The 24,250-nt window shown below is 49.5% G+C and carries 22 protein-coding genes; 3 read left to right on the top strand and 19 right to left on the bottom strand.

The genetic code is table 11. The features are described 5' to 3' along the window. Positions 1-211: 211 nt before the first annotated feature. From dedD to pdxB, 7 genes are all read right to left on the bottom strand, one after another. Positions 212-889, bottom strand: a complete 678-nt coding sequence (gene dedD, locus ACLGE8_RS10275; protein WP_410998339.1) for a cell division protein DedD — start codon at positions 887-889, stop codon at positions 212-214. After that, on the bottom strand, positions 879-2,147 hold the full coding sequence (folC, locus tag ACLGE8_RS10270; protein ID WP_410998337.1) for a bifunctional tetrahydrofolate synthase/dihydrofolate synthase: 1,269 nt from the start codon (positions 2,145-2,147) through the stop codon (positions 879-881). Before folC ends, dedD begins: the two co-directional genes overlap by 11 nt. 71 nt (positions 2,148-2,218) lie before the next feature. Next, positions 2,219-3,133, bottom strand: a complete 915-nt coding sequence (accD, locus tag ACLGE8_RS10265) for an acetyl-CoA carboxylase, carboxyltransferase subunit beta (RefSeq protein WP_035892521.1) — start codon at positions 3,131-3,133, stop codon at positions 2,219-2,221. Between the two features lie 195 nt (positions 3,134-3,328). Continuing rightward, complete coding sequence (locus ACLGE8_RS10260; protein ID WP_035892522.1) at positions 3,329-3,988, bottom strand: DedA family protein; 660 nt, start codon at positions 3,986-3,988, stop codon at positions 3,329-3,331. Positions 3,989-4,013: 25 nt separating this feature from the next. Next, a complete protein-coding gene (gene truA, locus ACLGE8_RS10255; protein WP_410998335.1) occupies positions 4,014-4,826 on the bottom strand; it encodes a tRNA pseudouridine(38-40) synthase TruA in 813 nt (270 codons plus the stop codon). Continuing rightward, the gene (locus ACLGE8_RS10250; protein WP_410998333.1) at positions 4,826-5,839 is read right to left on the bottom strand and encodes an aspartate-semialdehyde dehydrogenase; all 1,014 of its coding nucleotides are present in this window, start codon (positions 5,837-5,839) and stop codon (positions 4,826-4,828) included. Before ACLGE8_RS10250 ends, truA begins: the two co-directional genes overlap by 1 nt. Positions 5,840-5,901: 62 nt before the next feature. Further along, the gene (pdxB, locus tag ACLGE8_RS10245) at positions 5,902-7,029 is read right to left on the bottom strand and encodes a 4-phosphoerythronate dehydrogenase PdxB (RefSeq protein ID WP_410998331.1); all 1,128 of its coding nucleotides are present in this window, start codon (positions 7,027-7,029) and stop codon (positions 5,902-5,904) included. 109 nt (positions 7,030-7,138) lie between these two features. Between pdxB and ACLGE8_RS10240 the strand changes: the two genes are divergently transcribed. Further along, positions 7,139-8,248 carry a flagella biosynthesis regulator gene (locus tag ACLGE8_RS10240; RefSeq protein ID WP_410998329.1) on the top strand — a complete coding sequence of 370 codons (1,110 nt, stop codon included), beginning with the start codon at positions 7,139-7,141 and terminating at the stop codon, positions 8,246-8,248. Here ACLGE8_RS10240 and ACLGE8_RS10235 read toward each other — a convergent pair. Beyond that, positions 8,228-9,037, bottom strand: a complete 810-nt coding sequence (locus ACLGE8_RS10235) for an HAD-IIB family hydrolase (protein ID WP_410998327.1) — start codon at positions 9,035-9,037, stop codon at positions 8,228-8,230. The genes ACLGE8_RS10240 and ACLGE8_RS10235 overlap by 21 nt on opposite strands. An 85-nt stretch (positions 9,038-9,122) precedes the next feature. Then, positions 9,123-10,454, bottom strand: coding sequence for a PTS sugar transporter subunit IIC (locus tag ACLGE8_RS10230; RefSeq protein WP_410998325.1), 1,332 nt, complete (start codon positions 10,452-10,454; stop codon positions 9,123-9,125). 346 nt (positions 10,455-10,800) lie between these two features. Here ACLGE8_RS10230 and ACLGE8_RS10225 point away from each other — a divergent pair, with 346 nt between their 5' ends. Beyond that, complete coding sequence (locus ACLGE8_RS10225) at positions 10,801-11,538, top strand: GntR family transcriptional regulator (RefSeq protein WP_410998323.1); 738 nt, start codon at positions 10,801-10,803, stop codon at positions 11,536-11,538. A 3-nt stretch (positions 11,539-11,541) separates the two neighbouring features. On the opposite strand, the gene ACLGE8_RS10220 is transcribed toward ACLGE8_RS10225, so the two are convergent. Continuing rightward, the gene (locus tag ACLGE8_RS10220; RefSeq protein ID WP_410998321.1) at positions 11,542-12,717 is read right to left on the bottom strand and encodes an MFS transporter; all 1,176 of its coding nucleotides are present in this window, start codon (positions 12,715-12,717) and stop codon (positions 11,542-11,544) included. A 209-nt stretch (positions 12,718-12,926) separates the two neighbouring features. Next, positions 12,927-14,138, bottom strand: a complete 1,212-nt coding sequence (fabB, locus tag ACLGE8_RS10215) for a beta-ketoacyl-ACP synthase I (RefSeq protein WP_410998319.1) — start codon at positions 14,136-14,138, stop codon at positions 12,927-12,929. Between the two features lie 160 nt (positions 14,139-14,298). On the opposite strand from fabB, the gene mnmC reads away from it, so the two are divergent. After that, on the top strand, positions 14,299-16,308 hold the full coding sequence (gene mnmC, locus ACLGE8_RS10210) for a bifunctional tRNA (5-methylaminomethyl-2-thiouridine)(34)-methyltransferase MnmD/FAD-dependent 5-carboxymethylaminomethyl-2-thiouridine(34) oxidoreductase MnmC (protein WP_410998317.1): 2,010 nt from the start codon (positions 14,299-14,301) through the stop codon (positions 16,306-16,308). Between the two features lie 35 nt (positions 16,309-16,343). On the opposite strand, the gene ACLGE8_RS10205 is transcribed toward mnmC, so the two are convergent. The 8 genes from ACLGE8_RS10205 to ACLGE8_RS10170 all read right to left on the bottom strand — a co-directional run bounded on the left by ACLGE8_RS10205 (position 16,344) and on the right by ACLGE8_RS10170 (position 24,186). Further along, complete coding sequence (locus tag ACLGE8_RS10205; protein ID WP_410998315.1) at positions 16,344-18,788, bottom strand: sulfatase-like hydrolase/transferase; 2,445 nt, start codon at positions 18,786-18,788, stop codon at positions 16,344-16,346. Between the two features lie 163 nt (positions 18,789-18,951). Next, complete coding sequence (locus tag ACLGE8_RS10200) at positions 18,952-19,311, bottom strand: hypothetical protein (RefSeq protein ID WP_410998313.1); 360 nt, start codon at positions 19,309-19,311, stop codon at positions 18,952-18,954. Between the two features lie 37 nt (positions 19,312-19,348). Then, the gene (locus ACLGE8_RS10195) at positions 19,349-19,882 is read right to left on the bottom strand and encodes a GTP-binding protein (protein WP_410998311.1); all 534 of its coding nucleotides are present in this window, start codon (positions 19,880-19,882) and stop codon (positions 19,349-19,351) included. 276 nt (positions 19,883-20,158) lie between these two features. Then, positions 20,159-20,806 (bottom strand): lytic transglycosylase domain-containing protein, encoded by a 648-nt coding sequence (locus ACLGE8_RS10190; protein WP_410998309.1) that lies wholly within the window; start codon positions 20,804-20,806, stop codon positions 20,159-20,161. Positions 20,807-20,820: 14 nt separating this feature from the next. Next, on the bottom strand, positions 20,821-22,611 hold the full coding sequence (locus ACLGE8_RS10185) for a hypothetical protein (protein WP_410998307.1): 1,791 nt from the start codon (positions 22,609-22,611) through the stop codon (positions 20,821-20,823). 31 nt (positions 22,612-22,642) lie between these two features. Then, positions 22,643-23,245, bottom strand: a complete 603-nt coding sequence (gene tadF / locus ACLGE8_RS10180) for a tight adherence pilus pseudopilin TadF (protein WP_410998305.1) — start codon at positions 23,243-23,245, stop codon at positions 22,643-22,645. A gap of 24 nt (positions 23,246-23,269) precedes the next feature. Next, the gene (locus ACLGE8_RS10175; RefSeq protein WP_410998303.1) at positions 23,270-23,749 is read right to left on the bottom strand and encodes a TadE/TadG family type IV pilus assembly protein; all 480 of its coding nucleotides are present in this window, start codon (positions 23,747-23,749) and stop codon (positions 23,270-23,272) included. Continuing rightward, a complete protein-coding gene (locus ACLGE8_RS10170; protein ID WP_410998386.1) occupies positions 23,746-24,186 on the bottom strand; it encodes a prepilin peptidase in 441 nt (146 codons plus the stop codon). The genes ACLGE8_RS10175 and ACLGE8_RS10170 overlap by 4 nt, the downstream gene beginning before the upstream one ends. Positions 24,187-24,250: the final 64 nt, after the last annotated feature.

The raw sequence follows: 24,250 nt of genomic DNA, 5'->3' as shown, positions 1-24,250 counted from the left end.
CGATTTTACGCCCTGTCATCCAGTTCGGGCGCATTCTAACAGAAAAAGAAAACGTTTGCGTAGGGATTTCCTTCCCCGGCGTAAATAAAAAATGGCGCTGAAAAAATATTCAACGCCATCGTTTTTTGGTCGTTTTAGGCGTTGTTCAACACCCCTCACCCTCCCCCTCTCCCCTGGGAGAGGGGGCCGGGGTGAGGGGAAAACCTACGCCTTAGTTCGGCGTATATCCCATCACCACACCGCTGAGCCCCGACAACCGATTCAGTTCAGCAAGTGAACCTTTCAGCTTATCTTTCGAGGCATCCGGGCCGACCAGAATACGGGTGATTTTACCCTGAACAGGCGTCGAAGGCGACGTGTAGGCGTGATATCCCGCACCACGCAGACTCGCCACAATTTCGTTCACCTTATCCGCATTCTTCAATGCACCAAGTTGCACCACGTACGCTTTACCTACCGGTGCCGGTTTCTCTTCCGGCGCGGCTTTCGGCGGTGGCGTCGTTGCCGCGACCTGTTCAGCAACAGGCTGCGGTTTTGGTTTCGGTTTTTCTACTGGTTTTGGCTTCGGCAGTTCGGCGGCCGGCGGGATCTGTTCGAGATCGCCGTTGCCATTAACGGCCAGACGGCTGGAGTCCAGCGACGGCGCTGCAGCATCGCCTGCCCTCACCTCTTCCGCCGCCCCTTCAGGCGGCTGAGCAGGCAATGCCTGCGTTGCCGTCGGTAGCATGTCAGGTTCATCACGGTCGCCCGGTTTTGGCACCAGCGGAATCGCCGCGAACTCATCCTGATAATGCTTTTTTTGCCCGTCAAGCAGCCCTGGCAGCACAATGACCCCCAGCGCAACTAATACTATCGTCCCGACGAGACGGTTTTGAAACTTACTTGCCACCGGCACTCCCCGCGTCCAACGCTTCCATCACATGCGCTACCGTGTGGAACGATCCACACACCAGCACCGTATCTTCGGGCGCTGCGCCAGCCATGGCGGCATGCCACGCCTGCTCGACGCTGGTAAAGACGGCCCCTGCGCGCAGATGCTCGCGCAGCTGTTCCGCCGTGGCGCCGCGAGGTCCTTCGAGCGGCGCACAGTACCAGCTATCCACAACGTCCTCCAGACACGCCAGCGTACCGGCGATGTCCTTATCATGCAGCATACCAATAACCGCCAGCACTCGCCCAGTTTTCGGCAACGATTTGAGACGCCCGGCAAGATAGGCTGCGGCGTGCGGGTTATGCGCGACATCAAGGATAACGCATGGCTCAAGTTGGATAGTCTGGAAACGGCCCGGCAGAATCGCGCTGGCGATGCCTTCACGGATCACCGCTTCACTCACTTCAAGCCCACTGGCGCGCAGCGCGGCAAGCGCCGTGGCGGCGTTAGGCTGCGGCACGTTTGGCAACGGCAGATTACGCAGCTCGCCCTGAGCGTCGCTAAAGGTCCAGCTTTCGTCTTCAACGGTGTAGCGCCAGTCAACGTTACGCTGCAGCAGCAGTGCGCCTTTTTCATGTGCTACGTCGGCAATGGTGTGCGGCATATCCGGCTCACCAACCACCGCAGGGCGATTAGCACGGAACACGCCCGCTTTCTCACGGCCAATGCTTTCACGGTCCGGCCCCAGCCAGTCGGTATGGTCCAGCGCAATACTGGTTACCACGGCGACGTTAGCATCAACGATGTTCGTGGCATCAAGGCGACCGCCTAAGCCCACTTCCAGAATCACAACGTCGAGCTTTGCTTGCTTAAACAGCCACAGCGCCGACAGCGTGCCGTATTCGAAATAGGTCAGTGAGGTATCACCACGTCCGGTTTCAATCGCCGCGAATGAGGCGGTATGCGCGCTTTCTGCAAGCTCAGCTCCCTGTACGCGTACGCGTTCGGTGTAGCGCACCAGATGTGGAGAGCTATAAACCCCTACCTTATAGCCAGCCGCCATCAGAATAGTTTCCAGCGTGCGACAGGTGGTGCCTTTGCCGTTGGTTCCCGCGACGGTAAAGACGAATGGCGCAGGCTGCAGGATGTCTAATTGACCGGCAACCCGGCTGACGCGTTCGAGGCCAAGGTCGATAGTTTTTGAGTGGAGATTTTCCAGATAAGAAAGCCACGTAGCCAGGGGCGACGTGGCCTGAGGAATAAGATTTTTGTCCATAGTGCCGCAACATCCAACAACGGTGAATAAAAGCAAAAAGGGCAGAGCCACCCGGCCCTGCCCTTACACTATCAGGCCTCAGGTTCCTGATCCGGTACCGGTGGTACCACCACGCTTTCGCGCGGCGCGTCCGGGTTCGGTGCCGGGAGATTCATCAGCTTCGCCAGAATGCTGGCAAGCTTCAGACGCATTTCAGGGCGGCGAACGATCATGTCGATAGCGCCCTTCTCGATGAGGAACTCACTGCGCTGGAAGCCCGGTGGCAGTTTCTCACGAACGGTCTGTTCGATAACACGCGGGCCGGCAAAGCCAATCAGCGCTTTTGGCTCGGCGATGTTCAGGTCGCCCAGCATCGCGAAGCTGGCGGAGACACCACCCATGGTTGGGTCGGTCAGCACGGAAATGTACGGTAAACCGCGTTCCTGCATTTTCGCCAGTGCCGCAGAGGTTTTCGCCATCTGCATCAGAGACATCAGCGCTTCCTGCATACGCGCACCCCCGGAAGCGGAGAAGCAGATCAGCGGACAGTTGTCTTCCAGCGCCTGTTCAACGGCACGGACAAAACGCGCGCCGACAACAGAACCCATTGAGCCGCCCATAAAGGAGAACTCAAAGGCCGCACCGACAACCGGCATACCGTGCAGGGTGCCTTTCATGACGATCAGCGCGTCTTTTTCACCTGTCTCTTTCTGAGCAGATGCCAGACGGTCTTTATACTTTTTAGAGTCACGGAACTTCAGCACGTCTTTCGGCTCAAGTTCACTACCCAGTTCTACCAGGGACCCTTCATCTAACAGGCTATGCAGGCGATTACGCGCTGACATACGCATGTGATGATCGCACTTCGGGCAAACCTCGAGGTTACGCTCCAGCTCGGCGCGATACAGAACCTGACCACAGCTATCGCATTTGGTCCACACCCCTTCCGGGATGCTCGCCTTACGGGTAGGTGTGATATTGCTTTTAATTCGTTCAATCCAGCTCATTGATAACCTTTCTGCCTGAACCTGGTCGATGCCAGTTTTGCCATAAGGGGGCGCGCATAATGCCACTTTTGCCCCTCATAGACCATGAATGTTGCACATTAAAACATAACAGCCCGAAACTTGGCATAAAAAAGTGGTCGAACCGCGAAACATGTCGTAACAGGGCACGGCTGAATCGTGCCCCGCGTGCAGGGTTTATTTTGCCTGTTTTGCCGCCTTGCGACGGTGGCGAATCACTTCAATCACGCCCGGCAATATCGACAGCACAATAATAGCGACAATCAGCAGCTTCAGGTTTTCCTGAACCACCGGCAGATCGCCAAACAGGTAGCCCGCGTAGGTGAACAACAGCACCCACAGCAGCCCGCCGGTCACGTTGTAGATAGCAAAATGACGATAGGACATATGGCCCATTCCCGCCACAAATGGCGCAAATGTTCTGACGATAGGTACAAATCGCGCCAGAATAATGGTTTTTCCGCCGTGCTTATCGTAGAACGCATGGGTTTTATCGAGGTAGCTACGACGGAAGATTTTCGAATTCGGGTTGCTAAAGAGCTTCTCACCAAATAGCCGCCCAATGGTGTAGTTCACCGCATCGCCGACAATCGCCGCAATCACCATCAGCACCACCATCAGGTGGACGTTGAGATCGTTGGTCGGCAGTGCCGACAGCGCACCAGCAACAAACAGCAGCGAGTCGCCCGGCAGGAACGGCGTCACCACCAGCCCCGTTTCGCAGAACAGAATCAGGAACAGAATGGCGTATACCCAGATGCCGTACTGCGCAACCAGCTCCGCCAGGTGCACATCAATGTGCAGGATGAAATCAATCAAAAAACGGATGAGATCCATATTGTCTTAGCCCTAAATGACTTCGTTAGTCCGCCAGGAAAAGCGGGCCCATCGGCGCGTTAGGCAGTGCAAAGTGGGCGGGATAATCTACCGCCACCAGGTACAGCCCTTCCGCTTTTGCCGTTGCGGCGGCAAGCGTCCTGTCTTTTGCCGCCAGCAGTTCTGCCATCCAGCTCTCCGGCTGGTTTCCTGCGCCAACTTCCATCAGGCTGCCAACAATATTCCTTACCATGTGGTGCACAAAGGCATTTGCTTTGATGTCCACCACAATATAGTTGCCATAGCGCGTCACGTTGATATGCATCACGTTGCGCCATGGCGTACGCGACTGGCACTGCACCGCACGAAACGAGGTGAAGTCATTCTCGCCCAGCAGGCTCTGCGCGGCGCGGTGCATCCGCTCCGCGTCCAGCGGCTGGTGATAATGGGTCACACCCTGCCCCAACACCGCCGGACGCAACCGGTGGTTGTAAATGACGTAGCGGTAGCGACGCGCCGTTGCGCTAAAGCGAGCGTGAAAATCGTCGGGAACAGCTTTCACCCAACGCACCGCGATGTCACCAGGTAAATTCGCATTTACACCCAGCGTCCATGCGGCGTCTTTACGCAACGCGCGGGTTTCAAAGTGCACTACCTGACCCGTGCCGTGAACGCCGGCGTCAGTTCGCCCGGCGCAGTACACGTTGATAGGTTCATTTGCCACCTGCGAGAGCGCTTTTTCGAGCTTCTCCTGCACGCTGCGCACTTCGTTTTGCCGCTGCCAGCCGTAATATTTGCTGCCGTCGTACTCAATGCCCAGCGCAATTCGATAGACCGGCAGTTGCTCCATGTCAGACATTAGTACAGATACTCCTGCACCAGTTTCTCAGCGGTTTTAACCGCCATCAACGCGCCGCCGAAGCGAACGTTATCAGCAACGGACCAGAATTGAACCTGTTCCGGCATACCGTAATCGTTACGAACGCAGCCGATGGAGAGGTGCGCGCTGCCAGTAGCATCGCCAACCTGAGTCGGGAATTCACCCTCTTCAGACAGCACGATATCTTCGCCGCGGGAGAAAGCATCACGCGCTTCTTCCGCAGACAGCGGACGCATGGCTTCAAAGCTCACCATCTGCGCGTGGCCGTAGAATACCGGCGACTGCACGCAGCTTGCAGAAATCATCAGACCGTCGTCCTGCAGGATTTTGCGAACCTGGTCGACGATACGACGCTCTTCACGCACGGAGCCTTCACGGTCTGGCAGCAGCGGCAGCATGTTGAACGCCAGCTGGCGGCCAAAGAAGTCATCTTCATCAATCGGAATACCGTTCAGCAGCTTGGCGCTCTGCCCTGCCAGCGCATCAACGGCTTTCTTGCCGTGCGCGGAGGCGGAGATCAGGCTGGTCACGTTGATACGCGACAGGCCGCCGTCATCAATCAGCGGCTTCAGCGCAGCCAGAAGCTGGCTGGTTTGGTTATCGGCGACAGCAATCAGGTTACGGTTGCGGTAATCCGCCATCACGAACGGGTTCACGTCCGGCACCACCAGCGGCACATCCGGCTCCAGCGCGAACAGACCGCTGAGGTCGATAACCAGGCAGCCCGCGTTGGTGGCTTCTTCGGCATAGCTTGCCGACGCTTCCTGACCGGCGGCAAAGAATGCCAGTTGAGCCTGAGTCCAGTCGAACTCTGCGGCATCCTGCACTCTGACCGATTTACCGTTAAAACGCAGATGTTCGCCCGCGCTGTCGGTGCGCGCCAGCGCATAGATATCACCCACCGGGAACTGACGTTCAGCAAGGGTTTCAAGCAGGGCTTCGCCTACGGCGCCGGTCGCGCCCAGGATGGCAATATTCCAGCCTTCAGACATGGTGATTTACTCCAGAAAAAAGCGACTCTGCCGGAGTATCCAGCAGAGTGATTAAGAAGACATTAACAGTGTACGGCGTTAAACCCGAGTTTTTGCAGCAACTCGGCGGCATTGGCATCATCACACTCAACGGTCAATGATGACCATTCGCGACGCTCGAGATAGTTCTTGCGCAGTTTGTCGAATTCGCCGGGGATCCCCGCCACTTTTCGCAGCGGCGCGTCATCGCGGCGCACATCATACACTAAATGGACCAGTCTTTTCAGCGTAGGCTGATCGAGCGGGCCGTGCAGGCTGATACGACCAAACTCAGGTGCCGGCAGCAGCGTCGAGAGCGTCACTTGCTGTGGTTGACCAATAAACTGGCTGTAGGCTTCAAACACCTGGGTAGTACCGCGTGCTTTACCTTCCAGGGTGTAGCCAGCGATATGCGAAGTGCCGAGATCCACTTTATCGAGCAGCGCCAGGTTGAGATCCGGTTCGGGTTCCCAAACGTCCAACACCACGCTCAATTCCTGCCCCGCTTCCAGACATTTCAGCAGCGCAGCGTTATCCACCACCGGGCCACGGCAGGCGTTGATCAGAATCGCCCCCGGCTTCAGGCGGCGAATCAGCGCCTCATCGGCCAGATGCAACGATTTATACTGCCCTTCTTTATAGAGCGGCGTGTGGAAGGTGATGACGTCAGCTTCAGCGACCAGTTCGTCGAGCGAGCGGAAATCCCCTTCGTCGCCGTTGTCCGCACGCGGCGGATCGCAGAGCAGCGTTTTAATCCCCAACGCTTCAAGGCGCTTTTGCAGACGGCCACCCACGTTACCCACGCCGACGATACCGACGGTGCGGTCAGCCAGCGCAAAACCGTCGCGCTCGGCCAGCATCAGCAGCGCCGAGAAGACATATTCCACCACCGCAATGGCGTTACAGCCGGGTGCGGCAGAAAAACCAATACCCGCCTGCGCCAGCCACGGCTGGTCTACGTGGTCGGTGCCCGCGGTGGCGGTCCCGACAAACTTAATCGCCTTGTCGGCAAGCAGCGCTTCATTCACCTTCGTTACCGATCGCACCATCAGCGCATCCGCATCGGTTAACGCATCGGTCGGAATCGGGCGGCCAGGAACAGCCCTCACTTCGCCCAGACGACTAAAAAGTTCACGGGCGTAGGGCATATTTTCATCAACAAGGATTTTCACGGTTCAGTACCTGTCTGAGAACGAGAGTAAACCGGGGAAGTGTGCCATAATCTTGCCGCCAGGAATACTCGCGCCTGGCATCAGTACCGCTTTGCAGAAAGGAAGAATCATGACGCAACCCATCTCAGGTATGCCTGCGCGCCCTCCGGGGGCCGGCCCTACACCGCTTTCCAATGCCGGAGAGCAGCCGCTGAGTCTCCAGCAACGCACCGTGCTGGAACGCTTGATCACGCGCCTTATCACCATGACCTCGCAGCAAAATGCCGAGGTGTGGGCTGGCGTAAAGCACGATCTGGGCGTGAAAAGCGATACGCCGCTGTTGTCGCGTCATTTCCCGGCAGCGGAACAAAATCTGAATCAGCGTATCGGCACCGCCGAGCAGAACCTCAGCATGCGACAAACACTGTCTCAGCTGACCGAACTGCTAAGCCAGGGCAACAACCGCCAGGCCGTCAGTGATTTTATCCGTCAGCAGTATGGGCACACCGCCCTGAACCAGCTTACCCAGCCGCAGCTTAATAATGTGCTGCTGCTGCTTCAGCGTGGGCAGCTATCAATTCCTCAGCCGCAGCAGCGCCCGGCGACCGACCGTCCGCTGCTGCCGGCAGAATACACCACGCTCAACCAGCTGGTCAGCAAGCTGTCCGCGGCGACCGGCGAGTCGAGTAAGCAAATCTGGCAGTCGCTAATTGAGCTCGCCAGCGTGAAGCCCGACGCGCTCTACTCCGATAAAGCATCATCGTCGTCCAGTGACGCCAATAAGCCGCTATGGCAGTCGCTACAGGAATTTTCGCCGGTGAAGACCAGCGAGCTGCTTCCCGCGAAATATTTCACCTCGCTGGTGACCCTCTTGCAGGCACGGCTGACGCTGAGCACGCACCCAGCCCCTACGCTTAACGTGCTTCAGGCCGCGCTTAAGCAGCCGTTGGGCGATCAGGAGCTTCAGGTGCTGCGTGATTACGGGCAGCAGAACTGGAATATGACGCCACAGACGGTGCTTACCACCGTTCAGGTTCAGGAGTTGCTCAACCTCCTGTTCCTCAAACGTATTGAGCGTGAACGCGTGGCGCATGCCGAGGCGCTGGAGGTGCGGAACATTCAGCCGATTTACGCGCCTTTCGCACCGATGATGACCTCAATTAAGTCGCTGTCAGCACGCCCTGGACTGGCCTTTGTGGTGCTGATCGTGGTGGCAATCCTACTTTGGGTGCTGCTGTAAACTCAGCACCTGAGCAATGGTCGTCATGACTGCGTCGTCATCATTGGTGCCGGTAATAAACCGCGCTGCCTGCTTGGTTTCGTCAAATGCATTGCGCATGGCGAAGCTCCAGATGGCGCGGGTCATCAGTTCGATATCGTTCAGCCCATCGCCAAAGACCATCGTTTCGTCTTTGTTGACGCCCAGCCTCTCCTGCAAAATTTCCACCGTATGGCCTTTGTGCACGCCCACGTCGGCGATATCAATCCACGCGTCTTCTGATACCACGATATAGGCTTTATCAACGTAATCTGCAAGGTGCGGCTTAATCTGCGGGCAACGGCCTTTAATGTCGAAAAGGGAAATTTTAACGAAGTCATGGCTGACTTCATCGAACGCCGCAACCTGCACCACGTTGGCGTAGGACATCTTCACTTTCTGCAGCATCTCCGGGGAGACGGTGTTTTTGACGTACGCCCCAAACGGCGTGCAGGCGATGATCACCGGCTCGCTGTTGACCTCCTCAAGCGTGTGGATGATTTCGCGCCCCAGCGCGTTTTTAATCAGTGACTGATAAACATAGTCTCCAGCATGTTTAATCCGTGTGGCGCTGTCGCCCAGGATCCAGAAATCCCCCACCTGTTCACCAAACAGTTCCTCGACGCGCTCGCATTGTTTGCCGGTGCACAGCGCAAAGGCCACGCCCTGCTGCTGCATCAATGCCATAACCTGCGGGAACAACTCGCGGTTGTAATCACCGTGGCGGTTTAAGAAAGTGCCGTCGAGGTCGGTAATAATCAGCTTAATCATCTGTATCTCCCGGAAAATGGTGGGCGTGTGTCCCCTCACTCCCTCCCCAATGGGGCGAGAGGACCGTTTTATGCCGTTACCTTCGTTAAGCGTTCTGTTCCGCTGCGGCCGACGTATTGACTTTGTTAGCGGCAATCACGAACGGCAGGTAGATAAGCGTTGCGACCACCAGGCACAGTATGCCGACGAAGAGCGCCATCCAGTTCCCCCCTGTGCCGAAGAAAGCAATAAGCGGCCCTGGCGTGGTCCACGGCACCGCGTAAGCAATCGGAGGAATAATTTCCAGGGTAATAAAGAAATAGCCAATCAGTGAGTTAACAAACGGCACCAGAATAAATGGAATCACCAGAATCGGGTTCAGTACGATAGGCAGACCGAACATCACCGGTTCGTTGATGTTAAACAAGCCAGGCACAAAGGCCATTTTGGCGAGATCGCGGTAATCTTTGCGGCGGGAGGCAATAAAAATAGCCAGCAGCAGACCCAGCGTCATCCCGGAGCCGCCGCAGTTGGCGAAGGCGTCGTTAATACCGGTCCAGGTAATCGGGTACGGCGCGCCCCAGGTTGAACCATGGGAGGCTGCATAGGAGAGGTTCTCCAGATTCGCTTCTGAGAAGATGGTTTCACGAATCGCCGCTACGGTGTTCGGCCCATGAATGCCGAGGATCCACAGGAAGTTAGCCACCAGCCCCAGAATCAACACAGTCACGATGTTGGTGCCCATATCCTTCAGCGGCGCCTGAATCAGGGTGTAGATCAGGTCGTTCAGGCCGTTTGGCGAGATTTTCAACAACAGGTAGTTCAGCACCGAGAAGAAGATCATTACGAAGAAGATCGGCAACAGTACCTTGAAGGAGCGTGCTACTGCAGGCGGTACTGCGGCTGGCATATTAATGGTCACCTTCGGATTACGCGCCAGGCGACAGAAAATTTCACTCGCCAGCAGCGCGACAATAACCGCTACAAACAACCCCTGTGGCCCCAGATATTTGGTGCTCAGGTAAGCCTGCCCATCGATAATCGTATATGGGGTATAGACCACAAAAAACGCGCCAATAGCGGTCAGGCCGCACAGCAGGTCATCTTGCTGGTAGCTTATCGCCATATTACGCGCCACGAGGAAGGTAATTAGTACTGCCATAATATTGACCGAGCCGTTCATCACCGGAGTAAATATTTGCTGAGCATCGACCAGATTAGGGAATATCGTCCCCAGATGCAGGATACTGGCGATAAAACCGTCAGGCGAGAGGATGGCGAAGTTAATCAGAATAATCAGCGAGCTGGCCATGACGATTGGAAAGGATAGAATAAAGGCGTCGCGAATGGCCGAAACGTGGATCTGCGAGTTTAATTTAATGGCTATCGGAACAAGGATTTTTTCCATCCCACGTTCAAATGAATTCATTAACCCCATAATGGTCCCTTAATTTTACAATGAAATAAAAAATAATTATTTACTCAATAGCTAGCGAGCCAATTAAAACACCGTTTGACTATCCATCCGGCCCTGAATCTTCATCTTTATCGATATTCCAATAGCACGATTTAATAATATATTTCGCATCCCATTTCCTTTCACAAAAATATGTCACTCATTGACGTTCACTTTAATAATTGTTAATTTTCTTAACCTGCATTGCGATCACAGTTAACGGCACCAAAGTTGTTCAATAATTGACTGATAACTGAACGTGTTGGTGCATTTTTACGGAGATGAATTTGTAACCTACTGTTAAAAAAGGATTTAAGGAGGTTCAAAAGTGGTTTATCAGAACGTCATCAATCTGCTTAAAAACAGATTAAACAGCTCAATCTACAATATCGGCGATCTTCTACCTTCGGAAAAAGAGTTGGCAGAGCATTATGATGTTTCGCGTAATACGCTACGCAAGGCGCTAAAGACGCTAGAAGAGGAAGGGATGATTGAACGGCGGCATGGTTCAGGCACCTATCTGCGGAATAAACATTTTCAGGCCTCTGTGACCCATCTCGATAGCTTTACCGAAATCGCCCGCAACGAGGGCAAAACCCCCACCAGCCAGATCCTGAAGTTTGAGCTACAGACCGCCTCTGAAGAGATTGCCAATAACCTGCGGGTGATGCTCGGCGAACCAGTCTACTACGCCAGGCGCCTGCGTTTAATCGACAATATTGCCATGCAGATTGAGGAGACGTGGCTCTCCGCCAGTCGGTTCCCGGACCTGACGCTCGCCCATATGAAGAAGTCGAAGTTTGCGTATATTGAGAATGAGTGCGGTGTGAAAATTCTTGGCTGCTATGAGTCTATTCAGCCTATTTTACCGTCACCAGACGTGGCCAAACTACTGCACATCAGCGCGTTCGATCCGATTATCCGTATGCAGACACAGGCCATTGATGAACAGTCGAACCCTATCGATTACTCGATTCTGTACACCAACATGTTTGAATTCCAGGTGAAATATTTCCTGCCGCGCAAAGCGGTTGCCGGCCCTCAGACGCGCGGAGCCGGGCAATAACGATTACTTACGGAATGACCAGAGGGTGACCACGATCCCCAGCACGGCGGAAATCGCCCCGCCCAGGAAGACGGACGGATAGCCGAATGAGGTCGCCAGCATCCCCGCCAGCGGCCCGGATACGCCCAGGGCGATATCCTGAAACGCCGCATAGCCACCCAGCGCTGTCCCACGAACTTGCTGCGGCACACGTTTTACCACTTCCACGCCCAGCGCCGGGAAAATCAGCGAGCATCCGGCTCCGGTCAGCGCCGCGCCGGAAAGCGCCACCCATGCACTCGGTGCCTGCCACAGCAGCAGGAGGCCCACGGTTTCCACCAGCAACGAGACCACGGCCACCTTCACGCCGCCGAAGCGATCCGGCATCCAGCCAAACAGAATTCGCACCAGCACAAAGGTGCCGCCAAAGGCCGTCAGCGTGAAACCGGCCATCGACCAGCCTTTGCTCATAAAGTAGAGCGATACGAAGGTGCCAATTACCGCGAAGCCCACGCCCTGGAGCGCCAATCCCATGCCCGGTTTCCAGATAAGGCCAATCACGCTAAACAGCGACGGACGCTCCCCGGCCATGGCGGCGACTTTACGCACCGAGCCGTTGAAGGCCCAGGCCAGCAGAGGCAGCGCCATCGTGACTCCAGCCAGCACGGCAAAACCGTAGTGCACATTGATAAACAGCCCCAAAGGAGCCCCCGCGGCCAGCGCACCAAATATCGCCATGCCGTTCCAGGACATCACCTTGCCGGACTGCTTCGGCCCTACCAGCCCCATCCCCCAGGTCAGGGTACCGGTTAACAACTGACTTTCACCAAAGCCCAGAATTAAGCGCCCGACGATAAGCAGGCCAAATTTAACCATCGCGTCCACCGGAAGCAGCGCCGCGCCAAGCCAGGCAGCCCCGGCAAACGCACAGGCGGCCATCCCCTGCAATGCTGAGCGCTTACCGCCATACTGGTCCGCCAGACGCCCGGCGTAGCCACGCGTCAGAACGGTTGCAAAGAACTGAATACCGACGGCAATGCCCACCATCGTGTTGCCGTAGCCCAGTTCCTGGTGCACAAATAGTGGAATGACCGGCAGCGGAATGCCAACGGTGAGATAGGTCAGAAACACCGCAAACGCGATGCGAAATAGCGACCCGTTCGAAGAAGATGTTGGTTCAGTTTGAGTTACTGCTGTCATGCTTTACTCCAGAATGCTGAGTAAGGCGAGGTACTGTGGCCACGCCCCCTCTACCTGATCATCAGGATTAAGGTGCGTTGGTTGACGTTGAACGCTTACGCATTATCGTGATGATAATGTTGAGCCAGGAGTTTGCCTGTTATTTCAGGCGATTGTCAACGCATAAAAAAAGGAGCCTGAAGGCTCCTTTTTCTCACCAACTGTAAAAATTACAGCTTACGCATGACCAGCGTGGCGTTAGTACCACCGAAGCCGAAGCTGTTGGACATAACAGTAGTCAGTTCGCGGTCGGTTGGTTCAGTCACGATGTTCAGACCAGCAGCCTGCTCGTCCATCTCGTCGATGTTGATGCTTGGGGCGATAAAGCCGTGTTCCAGCATCAGCAGAGAGTAGATAGCTTCCTGCACGCCAGCGGCACCCAGAGAGTGACCGGTCATTGCTTTGGTTGCGGAGATTGCTGGGCTGTTGTCGCCAAACACTTCACGAATCGCACCCAGTTCTTTCACGTCGCCTACCGGAGTAGAGGTACCGTGGGAGTTCAGGTAGTCGATTGGGGTATCAACGCCATGCATCGCCATCTTCATGCAGCGCACTGCACCTTCACCAGATGGAGCAACCATGTCTGCGCCATCAGACGTCGCACCGTAGCCAACGATTTCTGCATAAATATGCGCGCCGCGAGCCAGTGCGTGTTCAAGTTCTTCAACCACAACCATACCGCCGCCACCTGCGATGATGAAACCATCACGGTGCGCGTCATAGGTACGGGAAGCTTTCTCTGGAGTTTCATTGTACTTGGTGGACAGTGCGCCCATCGCATCGAACTCACAGGCCATTTCCCAGCCCAGCTCTTCGCCACCGCCGGCAAAAACAATGTCCTGTTTGCCCAGCTGAATCTGCTCTACCGCGTTACCGATACAGTGTGCGGAGGTAGCACATGCGGAGCTGATGGAGTAGTTCACACCGTGAATTTTGAACGGCGTAGCGAGGCAGGCCGAAACCGCAGAGCCCATCGCTTTGGTCACAACATATGGACCCACCGCTTTCAGGCCACGTGGGCTACGCATTGCGTCAGCACCAAATACCTGCGCTTTAGAAGAACCACCGGAGCCAGCAATCAGGCCTACGCGCGGGTTGTTTTGATAATCTTCTGCTTTCAGGCCAGAGTCTTCAACCGCCTGCTGCATGGAGAGATAAGCATAGATAGAGGCATCGTTCATGAAACGGACCACTTTGCGGTCGATAAGACCGGTGGTGTCCAGTTTGACGTTACCCCATACGTGGCTACGCATACCAGAATCTTTGAACTCTTGAGAGAAAGTGATCCCCGAGCGTCCTTCACGCAGAGATGCCAGGACTTCCTGCTGGTTGCTACCGATGCTGGAAACGATACCCAGGCCAGTAATCACTGCACGTTTCATTCAATACCTCTGTAAGTCATCACTATTTTAAAGTTTCGAGTCGCAAGATAGCGTACACTTGTACGCCGAACAAGTCCGATCAGCAATTTTATGCAGAAATTTGCGCCATCGAGCCTGCATCGTTAAGATCCTCAGACTCCTTGCCGTACGAGTAACTTACGTGAAACATAACGCCATACAATCTGCCAACCTCGAATTTAACAGTGAGGGTACACCTGTTTCCCGAGATTTTGATGATGTCTACTTCTCCAATGACAACGGTCTGGAAGAGACGCGCTACGTCTTTCTCGGCGGTAATCAACTCGAGGAACGCTTCCCAATCCATCCCCGCCCGCTGTTTGTAGTGGCAGAAAGTGGTTTTGGTACCGGCCTCAATTTCCTGACGCTGTGGCAAGCGTTCGATGCCTTTTGCCGCCAGCATCCTGACGCTACGCTACAAAGATTACATTTCGTCAGTTTTGAAAAATTCCCGCTCAAAGCCGATGATTTGCGTCTGGCGCATCAGCGCTGGCCGGAGCTGACGCCATGGGCTGAACAGCTCCAGGCGCAGTGGCCGCTGCCGCTGGCAGGCTGTCATCGCCTGCTGCTCGACGGGGGGCGCGTCACGCTGGATTTATGGTTTGGCGACATCAACAAACTCACCGACAAACTCGACGACAGTTTTAATCAGCAGGTCGATGCCTGGTTTCTTGATGGCTTCGCTCCCGCTAAAAACCCGGATATGTGGACCCCAACGCTGTTTGCCGCGATGGCGCGAACCGCCAGACCGGGCGGTACGCTTGCCACCTTCACCTCAGCAGGGTTTGTCCGCCGTGGCTTGCAGGAGGCCGGATTTGCCATGCGCAAGACGAAAGGCTTTGGGCGTAAGCGCGACATGCTCTGCGGGGGGATGGAGCAGGATTTAGTGCCACCATCAAAAAACCCATGGTTTGCACGCAAAGGGACAGAAAAGCGAGAAGTCGCCATCATTGGCGGCGGGATTGCCAGCGCACTACTTGCGCTCGCGCTGCTTCGTCGCGGCTGGCAGGTGACGCTCTACTGCGCGGATGATAAACCCGCTCAGGGAGCCTCGGGCAACCGTCAGGGAGCGCTATACCCGTTGTTGAGTAAACAGGATGGCAGCATCAACCGCTTTTTCCCGGCGGCCTTTACTTTTGCTCGTCGTCTCTATGATGCACTGCCAATCCCTTTCTCGCACAACTGGTGCGGCGTCACGCAGTTGGCATGGGATGAGAAAAGTCAGCAAAAGATAGCGCAAATGTTGTCATTAGACCTTCCATCCGCGCTGGCAACTGCGGTGGAAGCTGAGGAGGTTGAGCAGATAGCCGGTGTGGCAACGGACTGTGGTGGAATAACCTACCCGCAAGGCGGCTGGTTATGCCCTGCCGAATTGACCGCAGGAATTCTGACGCTAGCCGAGCAGCAAGGATTGCATACCGTCTACCAACATACCGTCTCGTCATTAACAGAGCAGGAAGACGGTTGGCAGGTAGCCTTTACGCATAACAAAACAGCGCATCATCAAACGGTGGTTTTAGCAAACGGGCACCGGATCAATACCTTTGCCCAAACTGAGGCGTTACCAGTCTATTCAGTCAGCGGTCAAGTCAGCCATATTGATACCACGCCGTCGCTTAAAGCCCTTAAGCAGGTATTATGCTACGATGGCTATCTCACCCCATACGCTCCGCAAACGCAGCAACACTGTATCGGCGCCAGCTATCGTCGTGGCAGTGATGAGATTGACTATCGCGATAGCGAGCAACAGCAAAATCGACAACGGCTGATTGACTGCTTCCCACATGCTGAGTGGGCGAAGACGATTGATGTCAGCACAAAGAATGCCCGCTGTGGCGTGCGCTGCGCTTCGCGCGATCATATGCCGATGATCGGCAACGCACCGGACTACAACGCAACACTAAGCGCCTATGCACAGCTTGCAAACCATAAAGAAGCGGCAATCCCGGCCCCTTACTATCGCGGTTTATTCCTCATTAGCGCTCTCGGATCGCGCGGACTATGCTCTGCCCCGCTTTGTGCGGAAATTCTGGCCGCACAAATGAGCGAAGAACCGATCCCAATGGATGCGGAAACGTTGTCAGCGCTGAACCCAAACCGTCTTTGGGTACGCAAATTGCTGAAAGGCAAAGAAGTAAAGAAAAAGGCGTAGAGATAAGGGAGGGCTAGTTCACAGCCCTCTCTGTACTATTGTCCTTTATTAAAGATAATCTTCACGCCAATGGCCTGGTCCGCCGGGCCATGGTCTTCATAAACCATGCTGGCGTCTCTATCCCAGATCGCAATATAGCTCTCTCCTGGTTTTAGACGCTGGACCAGCGAAGCGGATAAATGTTCAGGTAGATGCTCAGCATAATCGCGACTCTCTTCATCGATATTGCCTGCCAATATATAGAACAGGGGTGTCCATTCACTCTTAGCGATTTGTTTGCCAACTGTCGTTGTGGCAGGCGGTTTGTCTTTAGTAGCAAGCGGCCGGGAAGACGTTTTCGATAGATTTTCAGTATGTAAAATAACACCGTTTTTTAAATCGACCTTATAGGATATACGGGAAAGGTTTAAACCGGGGTTGGGAAAATCATCGCCAATGATATTTGTGTACTGCAAAAGGGACTTCTCGCCAACGGCAATAACGCCCGTTCCTGGTAGGTTTAATGTTTCGGGTGTATCCCATTTTAAAACACCCCAATGAATAATATTCTTCTCATTAAGTTCCTTGCGTCGGGTATCGACCTGAGTTCTGGAATAGGATAGCCCATCATTGCGGCTCACATTTATCGTGTGAGTATCTTGCGAAATCACACCGGTGGAGTAGGTCGAAGCCAAAGACCCATTATAGTAGCAATAGTCATTGCCATATTTTTTCACCGAGGGGGCTAACGTCGAGATTTCTATACAGCGATCAATCCACAGAAATGGTTGGCTGTTACCAAAATCATTAGATAAATAAAATGCGGGAAGTAAACTATTATCGCCATAGGCTACTAGATCATCGTAGCGAAAGTAAATATTTTCAACTTTTCCTGATTCAGCATAGCCGATCAGTAAGGGGAAAGCATAAGATTGACCACCAAATGAAATCTGATGTTCAGTTTGGTTGACAGCAACTACCTTTTCTAAAGAAGGGTATCCCCAAAACTTTGAGTCGATTATCTTTCGCCAGGCAAACATTTTTAAATCAATCACTTTCTCACTCAGAAAACGTTCTGGCAATGTCGGCATCGTGCCATTTAAATCACGGCCAAGAGCAATGGGATGAGAACCATAGTTTAAAAAACGTAATAATGTTGGAGAAATATCAAGAGTGGTACCAGGTCGTGCATTTTTTGAAGGCTTAATGCCAGCACCAGCGATCATAAATAGGTTATGCCGTTCTTTTTTCTGTAGCGTCTGGTAAGGGCGAACCATAGCAGGAGCAAGATGATCTGAAGACAAAACGATCATCGTATTATCCAATATGCCGGCCTTTTTCAATGACCGGTACAACTTACCGATAAGCATATCAGTACAGTGCACCGCATTTAATAGTTTATCTTTGCCATCTGCATACTTCACATCCTGGCATGAATGAGCAAGATAGCCTTCAGGTTGATGAGTACCAATATTAATTGAGAACATCCCCCAAGGCTTATTCTGGTCATTTAGTTTTTTAACTTGTGACAACAATAACTCATATAACTTATCATCAGATATTCCCCAGCTATTAATAAATTTATCATCGACAATATCTCTAGTAAATTCATTCTTACCCTTCACAATAGGAAAACCATGATTTTTATAGAATAGACCTTTTCCGGCAAAAGCACTGTCCGCACCACCAAAATATTCAAGGTGATACCCTTTAGATTTCAAAACATCACCTAAGCAAACTGCGTTTGGCATAAAATTACTAATACTAAAGTGGTCGTTAGCAAACGTAGTCAATAACGGTAGTCCACATTGGCTAGAGACCATACCAGCGATCGTCCAGCTAGCGCCAACCGTTTGTCCTATATTAGTAAATGATACGCTTTCTTTTTCTATCTTGTGCAGTTCGGGGGTCAAGCCAGGAAAAGTGGATTCGTCCATATAGCCATACTCCAGGCTTTCAAGATATAGATATATAATATTTTTTGGTTTTTCAACTATCTCATCAACCTGAGTAGGCATAAAATACTCGATAAAATCATCAGAATACTGAGTATTAAAAAGATACCACAGTAAGTTAGATGATGCGGGATGAACCACGAAGGCACAAAATATCATTATTGTGCCTTTGGCTATCTGAGAAACAGCATTTTTGTAACATCGATATTTATGCAGAAAAGTTCTAAGGTAGAAAACAATTGCGACCGCGAAAATAAATTGCAGAACAAAAAATAAAAATATTAAGAAGTAGAAATCAGCGTAGCCAGCCCCCTCAACACCATACTTAAAATGGTACAATATCGAATCATCAAATCCAATCCCGGTGAACCAGTTCGCAACAAAGTAACTACCGGTAAACATACTGAATATCACTGTAGATACAGTGACCAGAAAAAAAATGACACACCCTACTCTTCCTCTGCCAGTTCCCTTACAAAAAAAGAATATTGCTGATAAATAAAAAAAGAAAGATAAAAGAGAGAAAAGGTCAAACCCCATGTTCATAACGTAAAACCTTATAAATAGAAATAGGCATACAGGGATATGCACATATCTGAGATTAACAAGAGTGAAATGGTCAAAAACGATATTCTATGCTGCGGGAAGAGAGAGAACGGGGATACAAAATAATACCCCCTGCAGGAAGATACCTACAGGGGAAACTGTCTTAGACAACTAACTGATTCTGAACTTCCTGAACATGATGGCGAGCAAGAGCTAAGTTAGCTTTTGATTTATCGAGAACATAATAAATAAACAGGCCAGGTGATTTGTCAATAGGACAAATAATATGATACTGTTTTCCTAATGTGATTAGGATATCATCGATTTTATCATTGAGTTTCAATGTATCCATCGTTCTCAGTTTGGCACGAACCACCTCGGTGTTACCAGCAGACGCTAACTCTAAATCAATGCCTGCACCCGCCTGACCCAACATCATACCACTGTTAGAATCGACAACTGATGCCACAATCGCACCAGAAACTTCCATCAGAGAGCTCAAACATTCAGTAATATTACTCATTTATTAATCCCTTATAAAAAATAAAGTCCCAACAGATTTACTTAACAAGCATAGTAAGCAACTTCAGTACATCTTCCTTATCCCTGATATCTACAGCAATAACAGAAACAGAAATATTCATAGCCCCCATAAAGTCTAAGACTTCAGCAACACGAGATTCATAACAATCGCTGTATTTACTAATTCCTATGATGCATTTCTCTGTCAGCAACGCATCCTTAAATCTATTGATAAAAAAATCCACCTCTGACATATACGTATTACTAGATATATCAAAAAGAATTATTATTCCATGACTACCTTTATGGATAAGATCCCATAAGAACTCAAACCGAATCTGCCCTGGAACACCGTAAAGACGAACTCTTTTACCATCATCAAAACTAAATTCGCCATAGTCGATGCCAATCGTGACCATATTTTTAGGTATAAGTTGATTATTGTCAGACTCGGTATCCAGTGAAGTACGAAGAGCTTCAGTACTCACAACGGTAATTTCACTGACAGCTGCAATAGCCGTTGTTTTTCCTGCACCGGTAGGCCCAACAAACAAAATTTTAAATTCATCCATAAATAAAAGCACCGAATATCATAAAGGCACCTTCTCGTCTATCCGCTCTCGGTATAACACGAAGGAAATTATAGTCATAAAAAAACCCAATGACCAGTAAAAAAAACAAATGATATAATTAAATTCACTTTCAAAGACACGAAAAATATATCAACGCAATATCATAATAAAAACAATTAACATTTAAAATTGATATGGAATTCAATATAAAAAAGTGGAAGCATAGATTAAAATTATAAAAACAATTCATATCTTTTAAGAATAATAAATGATGATTCATTCACCTCTTAGTTGTTTTATCCCTGTATAATTCTGCGGGGACGAATTTATTTTCTGAATGCGCCCTCCAGATTTAGTATTAGCTACTGGGAGTCTTTGTTTTGGGCTGTCCACACGTTGTGCACCTGGTTTCTTTGTATTTGATATGACAGGTATTGGCATTATGGGCATGGTAACCGTCTGACCAATATCTACATTAGAAATCCGTTGAACATAACTACTTTTCCCTCCGGCGTCAGCAATAAAGCCTCGATGAAAGTTTCCACTATAGTAACAGGAAAATGCTTTCAACCTGGCATCATTATACTCTGAGGTCTTCAACGCCCTTGCAAAACACTCCTGGTAGATAGAGGCAGCGGCGCGAAGATTCGCGCATGGTTCAAAAACCGAATCATAACTCAAACCATATTTATCCAAATTGTATCGGTTGACTTGCGCAAGACCCATCGAGAAGTTCCAGCCATTATTAGCCAGGAACTTAGCCGTCACGACCGCTTCATCTTTCGTTTTCGGCTGCCGTTGAAGACGCCCTCCTACAACGCCAATAGCGTAAGGATTAAAGGAGGATTCTACGCTGACGATACGATGAATGACTTCAGTAGCGACATCGGGCCCGCACTGATTGATAACTGGTGGAAGGTCCATATCCACACCTCTATTTAGTCCTTGTCAGAATAATTTTCTTCTGAAGTATCTTCTGGAGTATTATCATCAGCAATTTCTGCAGGGTTAATGTATTCAATGGTATTTCTGAACATTAAGCGGCTAAGTGTATCAAGTAATTCATCAAGGTTAGTCGCTACAAAAGAATTAGTGGATCCTACACATTCATCAGCCCATTGTTTCACGGTGCCATTGTTAAGCATGGAGACATAAAAAATATCAGACTCCGTTGCTTTTCTATCTGCAGGATATTCCTTTAATCCATCTTTAATCACACCACAAAGGTTGTGTTTCTTCATTAGAGTCCTGCGGAAAGCGTCATGATTATCTTCACCATCACTGATAACAAACATGTATTTCCTGGGGTTTTTTCCCTGAGCTAACACAGGAACTGCTCTTAATAACCCTGACAAACTTTCTGTCCAGCCTTCTGGGAACATAGAATCAAATTCATCAAATATTTTTGCATCCTCAGTAAGAGGAAGTAAATAATAGGATGGTTTTACTACCTCTTTAATTTTCTGATACATGCTATCTTGATGAGCATAAGCCTCCTTATATGCAGAAGCACAACTCCAACGAAAAGGAATATACTCAAATCTATTCTGGAAATTAATCAACCATTTAGTATTATTTTCATTAAATAAATAGTCACCGGAAAGAGTCCCCTCAATATCCATTGTTTTTTCATTCATTATGCCAGATTGATAAAATTCGTGGTAACTCACATTCAGATAATTTTTGAAATTTTTTTCAAGTTCCCCACGATTTTTTTCATTATGAATAGATGATTTTGGGTCAGCATCACATATTAATATGCCTTTCTGATCGGCATAACAATATCCTTTGTCAACCAACCAATCATTAGCAGCCCGACCTGTATACCCGTTAGCTTTAGCAATTATATTAACATAATAATGTCTAAGGTCATTATCATTTATGGTAATAAAATCATCTAACTTTATGTTTAGTCCAGTATTTGCCCCCGAATGTTTATTGTACCAGAATGACCAGTCGAGATTATCATAACCATCTTTCATTTTACCGGCATAGGTACAACCAATTTCTTTACTCGTAGCGCTGGCATAGTTTGTTTTATCAAGACGGGTAGGAACACCAACAGAGAAGGGGACAATACCAATAGTACTGCCATTATCTAATTCAAAAACTTGTTCACCTAAGCGTCTAACCACGTTCTTAAGTAATTTTTCTCTCGTAAATCCAGCCTGCGCCGAGGACCATTGCATTGATGTCGAAAAATCAACAACAAAAATGTAATCTGTGGCCGCCGATTCAGGCACAACTGTTGTACGCCTGGCAGCACCGGAAATACCATTCCCACCGATGGTAACATTTTTATTAAACCCCATCTTCTTATTTTCTGCGCGAGAAAATTCGAATATTGGGTGGCTGATTTTATTTGCAGTTACATGATAATCAATTGCTATAGGAAGATTGTCCTCATCATACACCTTGGTCGCATTGATAGTAATATCATCAGCATTTATTGTTTCTGTCGGGAAATAATATGAAATATATTTATTGGCAAGTTGAATATTTGCAGTTTTATCTTCTGGTGTTTCATTACCATTATTAACTACAGCCAGAGCATAGACACTATTGTTGATGGCATCATTTAACCTCGCACGATCAGAGTTAAAGCGAGAACCATCAATTGCAATAGAAAAAAGCCCAAGCAATGAAGGAAACATTATCGCGGTTGCAACAACAATCGTGCCATTACTCTTTATTAAGAATGCTTTGCATAGTGAAGTGATTTTTTTCATGATAATTACCAGCATATAGCCTTAGATAATATTACAAGCGAGGTAATCCTGCATCTCTAATATAAAGACTTTCTAAGTTAGCGCTTAAAAGACCCATTGCACGGTGAAAATAACTGGTAGCGCCAGGAATACATAGCGTAACTTCATATACCGGGGTCCAGGACAGTTTCGCCGTAGAATATGTTGTTGGAGGTAATCCCCATACTGATAATTCACTTAGGGTGGAGACAGGCAATAAATTATTATTGATTGAACAACCCTTTATATCATTCGTTTTAAAGCTACTTGCGGTAGTTTTTTTAGAAGTTTGCGTAGAATTAGCATTAAAAGTGATCTGTCGAATATTCAGTTGATATGCTTCAATGGAACCATCACTATTCATTAAAAGTCGATCGGCAACACTCTTCAACGTGGTAAGATCGTTTTGAGAAAGATTAGTGGCTCCGCCAAAAAAAGCCTTACGCTCACGCAGAATAGAGAATAATGAGTTATTCAGTCGCATTAAATTATTTTTTTTCACAATGGAAAAACTCATATCCATGATAAATCCACACATAATTGTGAAGATAAAAATATATGTAGCAAACTCAATAGCTGAGGCCCCCTCTCCAGAGGATATAAATTTTTTTTTCATGCTAACCGCTTCTCCATATCATCACTACCGCGATAAATTGTGCTCTTGCACCAAAACGACTCTACGAACCATATCATTTTGTAGAAGCGAATTTGGGAATGCAAAAAATACAGGTTTGTATGGAACCGTTATTTGATAAACGCTTAAAAGCGCATCAGATGAATAGGATGATGAACACTTGCTACTTACCAGTTCTGTAATTGAATTACAATACTGGATACTGGTTTGTACTTTAATATCCTTGCTGTACAGCAAAAAAGGCCAATTTTGGGCCATTTTGTTAATCAAATCATCAAAATACTCATCGGCTTTTGATGTACTGGACAATGTTACTGATGCATTTCCTGCCTCAGAAAGAATAAGGTCAACTGATGACATTACATAAACAACTCTGCATAATTCCATAATGAACAATATAGATATAACGAAAGGAATTACTACAAATGCGAATTCGATGGCTACAGCGCCATCATTTCTTGAAAATAATTTTCCATGTTGACTCATATGACTCCCCCATGCCATATAGTGATGATGTATCCAATCGATATGGCAATACCAAACGGTACAGTTTTATATTTTCTCTTTAAAAACAAATTGAAAAACACGAGTGCAATTATCGAGACAGGTGCACCTATACAACAGATGAAAAAAAATAAATCTGATAGTAATTGCTGTGGGACACTAAATACCAATGCTACAATTAACTTTACATCTCCAGCACCGATCATTCCCGTTATTGTCAGGAGAAACCCAACGATTAAAACTATAAACGGGATCAATATATTAACGTGACCAGTAAGCATAGATAAAATCATAGAAAATATAAAGATGACTGACACACAACGGTTTGTTATTTGCCGATATAAAATATCGGTAATACAAGAATATAACAGAAGAATAAAAATTGTTAACTGCAATAGATGATAGGCTATCTCATACATATTTGTACTCAACTATTTATTTCCGCATAATCGGATATGCGGAAACACATGAATTTATCAATAT

This window comes from Kluyvera sp. 142486 (assembly GCF_046569695.1).
Taxonomy (GTDB): Bacteria; Pseudomonadota; Gammaproteobacteria; order Enterobacterales; family Enterobacteriaceae; genus Kluyvera.
This window is presented reverse-complemented; position numbering and strand designations above follow the sequence as displayed.

Coding starts and splice junctions, on each gene's coding strand:
- ACLGE8_RS10195 (WP_410998311.1), bottom strand. CDS start 19,882: ATGGATGAATTTAAAATTTTGTTTGTTGGGCCTACCGGTGCAGGAAAA.
- ACLGE8_RS10235 (WP_410998327.1), bottom strand. CDS start 9,037: ATGATTAAGCTGATTATTACCGACCTCGACGGCACTTTCTTAAACCGC.
- ACLGE8_RS10260 (WP_035892522.1), bottom strand. CDS start 3,988: ATGGATCTCATCCGTTTTTTGATTGATTTCATCCTGCACATTGATGTG.
- tadF (WP_410998305.1), bottom strand. CDS start 23,245: ATGAAAAAAAAATTTATATCCTCTGGAGAGGGGGCCTCAGCTATTGAG.
- ACLGE8_RS10230 (WP_410998325.1), bottom strand. CDS start 10,454: ATGGGGTTAATGAATTCATTTGAACGTGGGATGGAAAAAATCCTTGTT.
- ACLGE8_RS10170 (WP_410998386.1), bottom strand. CDS start 24,186: ATGTATGAGATAGCCTATCATCTATTGCAGTTAACAATTTTTATTCTT.
- truA (WP_410998335.1), bottom strand. CDS start 4,826: ATGTCTGACATGGAGCAACTGCCGGTCTATCGAATTGCGCTGGGCATT.
- ACLGE8_RS10250 (WP_410998333.1), bottom strand. CDS start 5,839: ATGTCTGAAGGCTGGAATATTGCCATCCTGGGCGCGACCGGCGCCGTA.
- ACLGE8_RS10200 (WP_410998313.1), bottom strand. CDS start 19,311: ATGAGTAATATTACTGAATGTTTGAGCTCTCTGATGGAAGTTTCTGGT.
- ACLGE8_RS10205 (WP_410998315.1), bottom strand. CDS start 18,788: ATGAACATGGGGTTTGACCTTTTCTCTCTTTTATCTTTCTTTTTTTAT.
- ACLGE8_RS10175 (WP_410998303.1), bottom strand. CDS start 23,749: ATGAGTCAACATGGAAAATTATTTTCAAGAAATGATGGCGCTGTAGCC.
- ACLGE8_RS10240 (WP_410998329.1), top strand. CDS start 7,139: ATGACGCAACCCATCTCAGGTATGCCTGCGCGCCCTCCGGGGGCCGGC.
- ACLGE8_RS10220 (WP_410998321.1), bottom strand. CDS start 12,717: ATGACAGCAGTAACTCAAACTGAACCAACATCTTCTTCGAACGGGTCG.
- fabB (WP_410998319.1), bottom strand. CDS start 14,138: ATGAAACGTGCAGTGATTACTGGCCTGGGTATCGTTTCCAGCATCGGT.
- accD (WP_035892521.1), bottom strand. CDS start 3,133: ATGAGCTGGATTGAACGAATTAAAAGCAATATCACACCTACCCGTAAG.
- ACLGE8_RS10190 (WP_410998309.1), bottom strand. CDS start 20,806: ATGGACCTTCCACCAGTTATCAATCAGTGCGGGCCCGATGTCGCTACT.
- folC (WP_410998337.1), bottom strand. CDS start 2,147: ATGGACAAAAATCTTATTCCTCAGGCCACGTCGCCCCTGGCTACGTGG.
- ACLGE8_RS10185 (WP_410998307.1), bottom strand. CDS start 22,611: ATGAAAAAAATCACTTCACTATGCAAAGCATTCTTAATAAAGAGTAAT.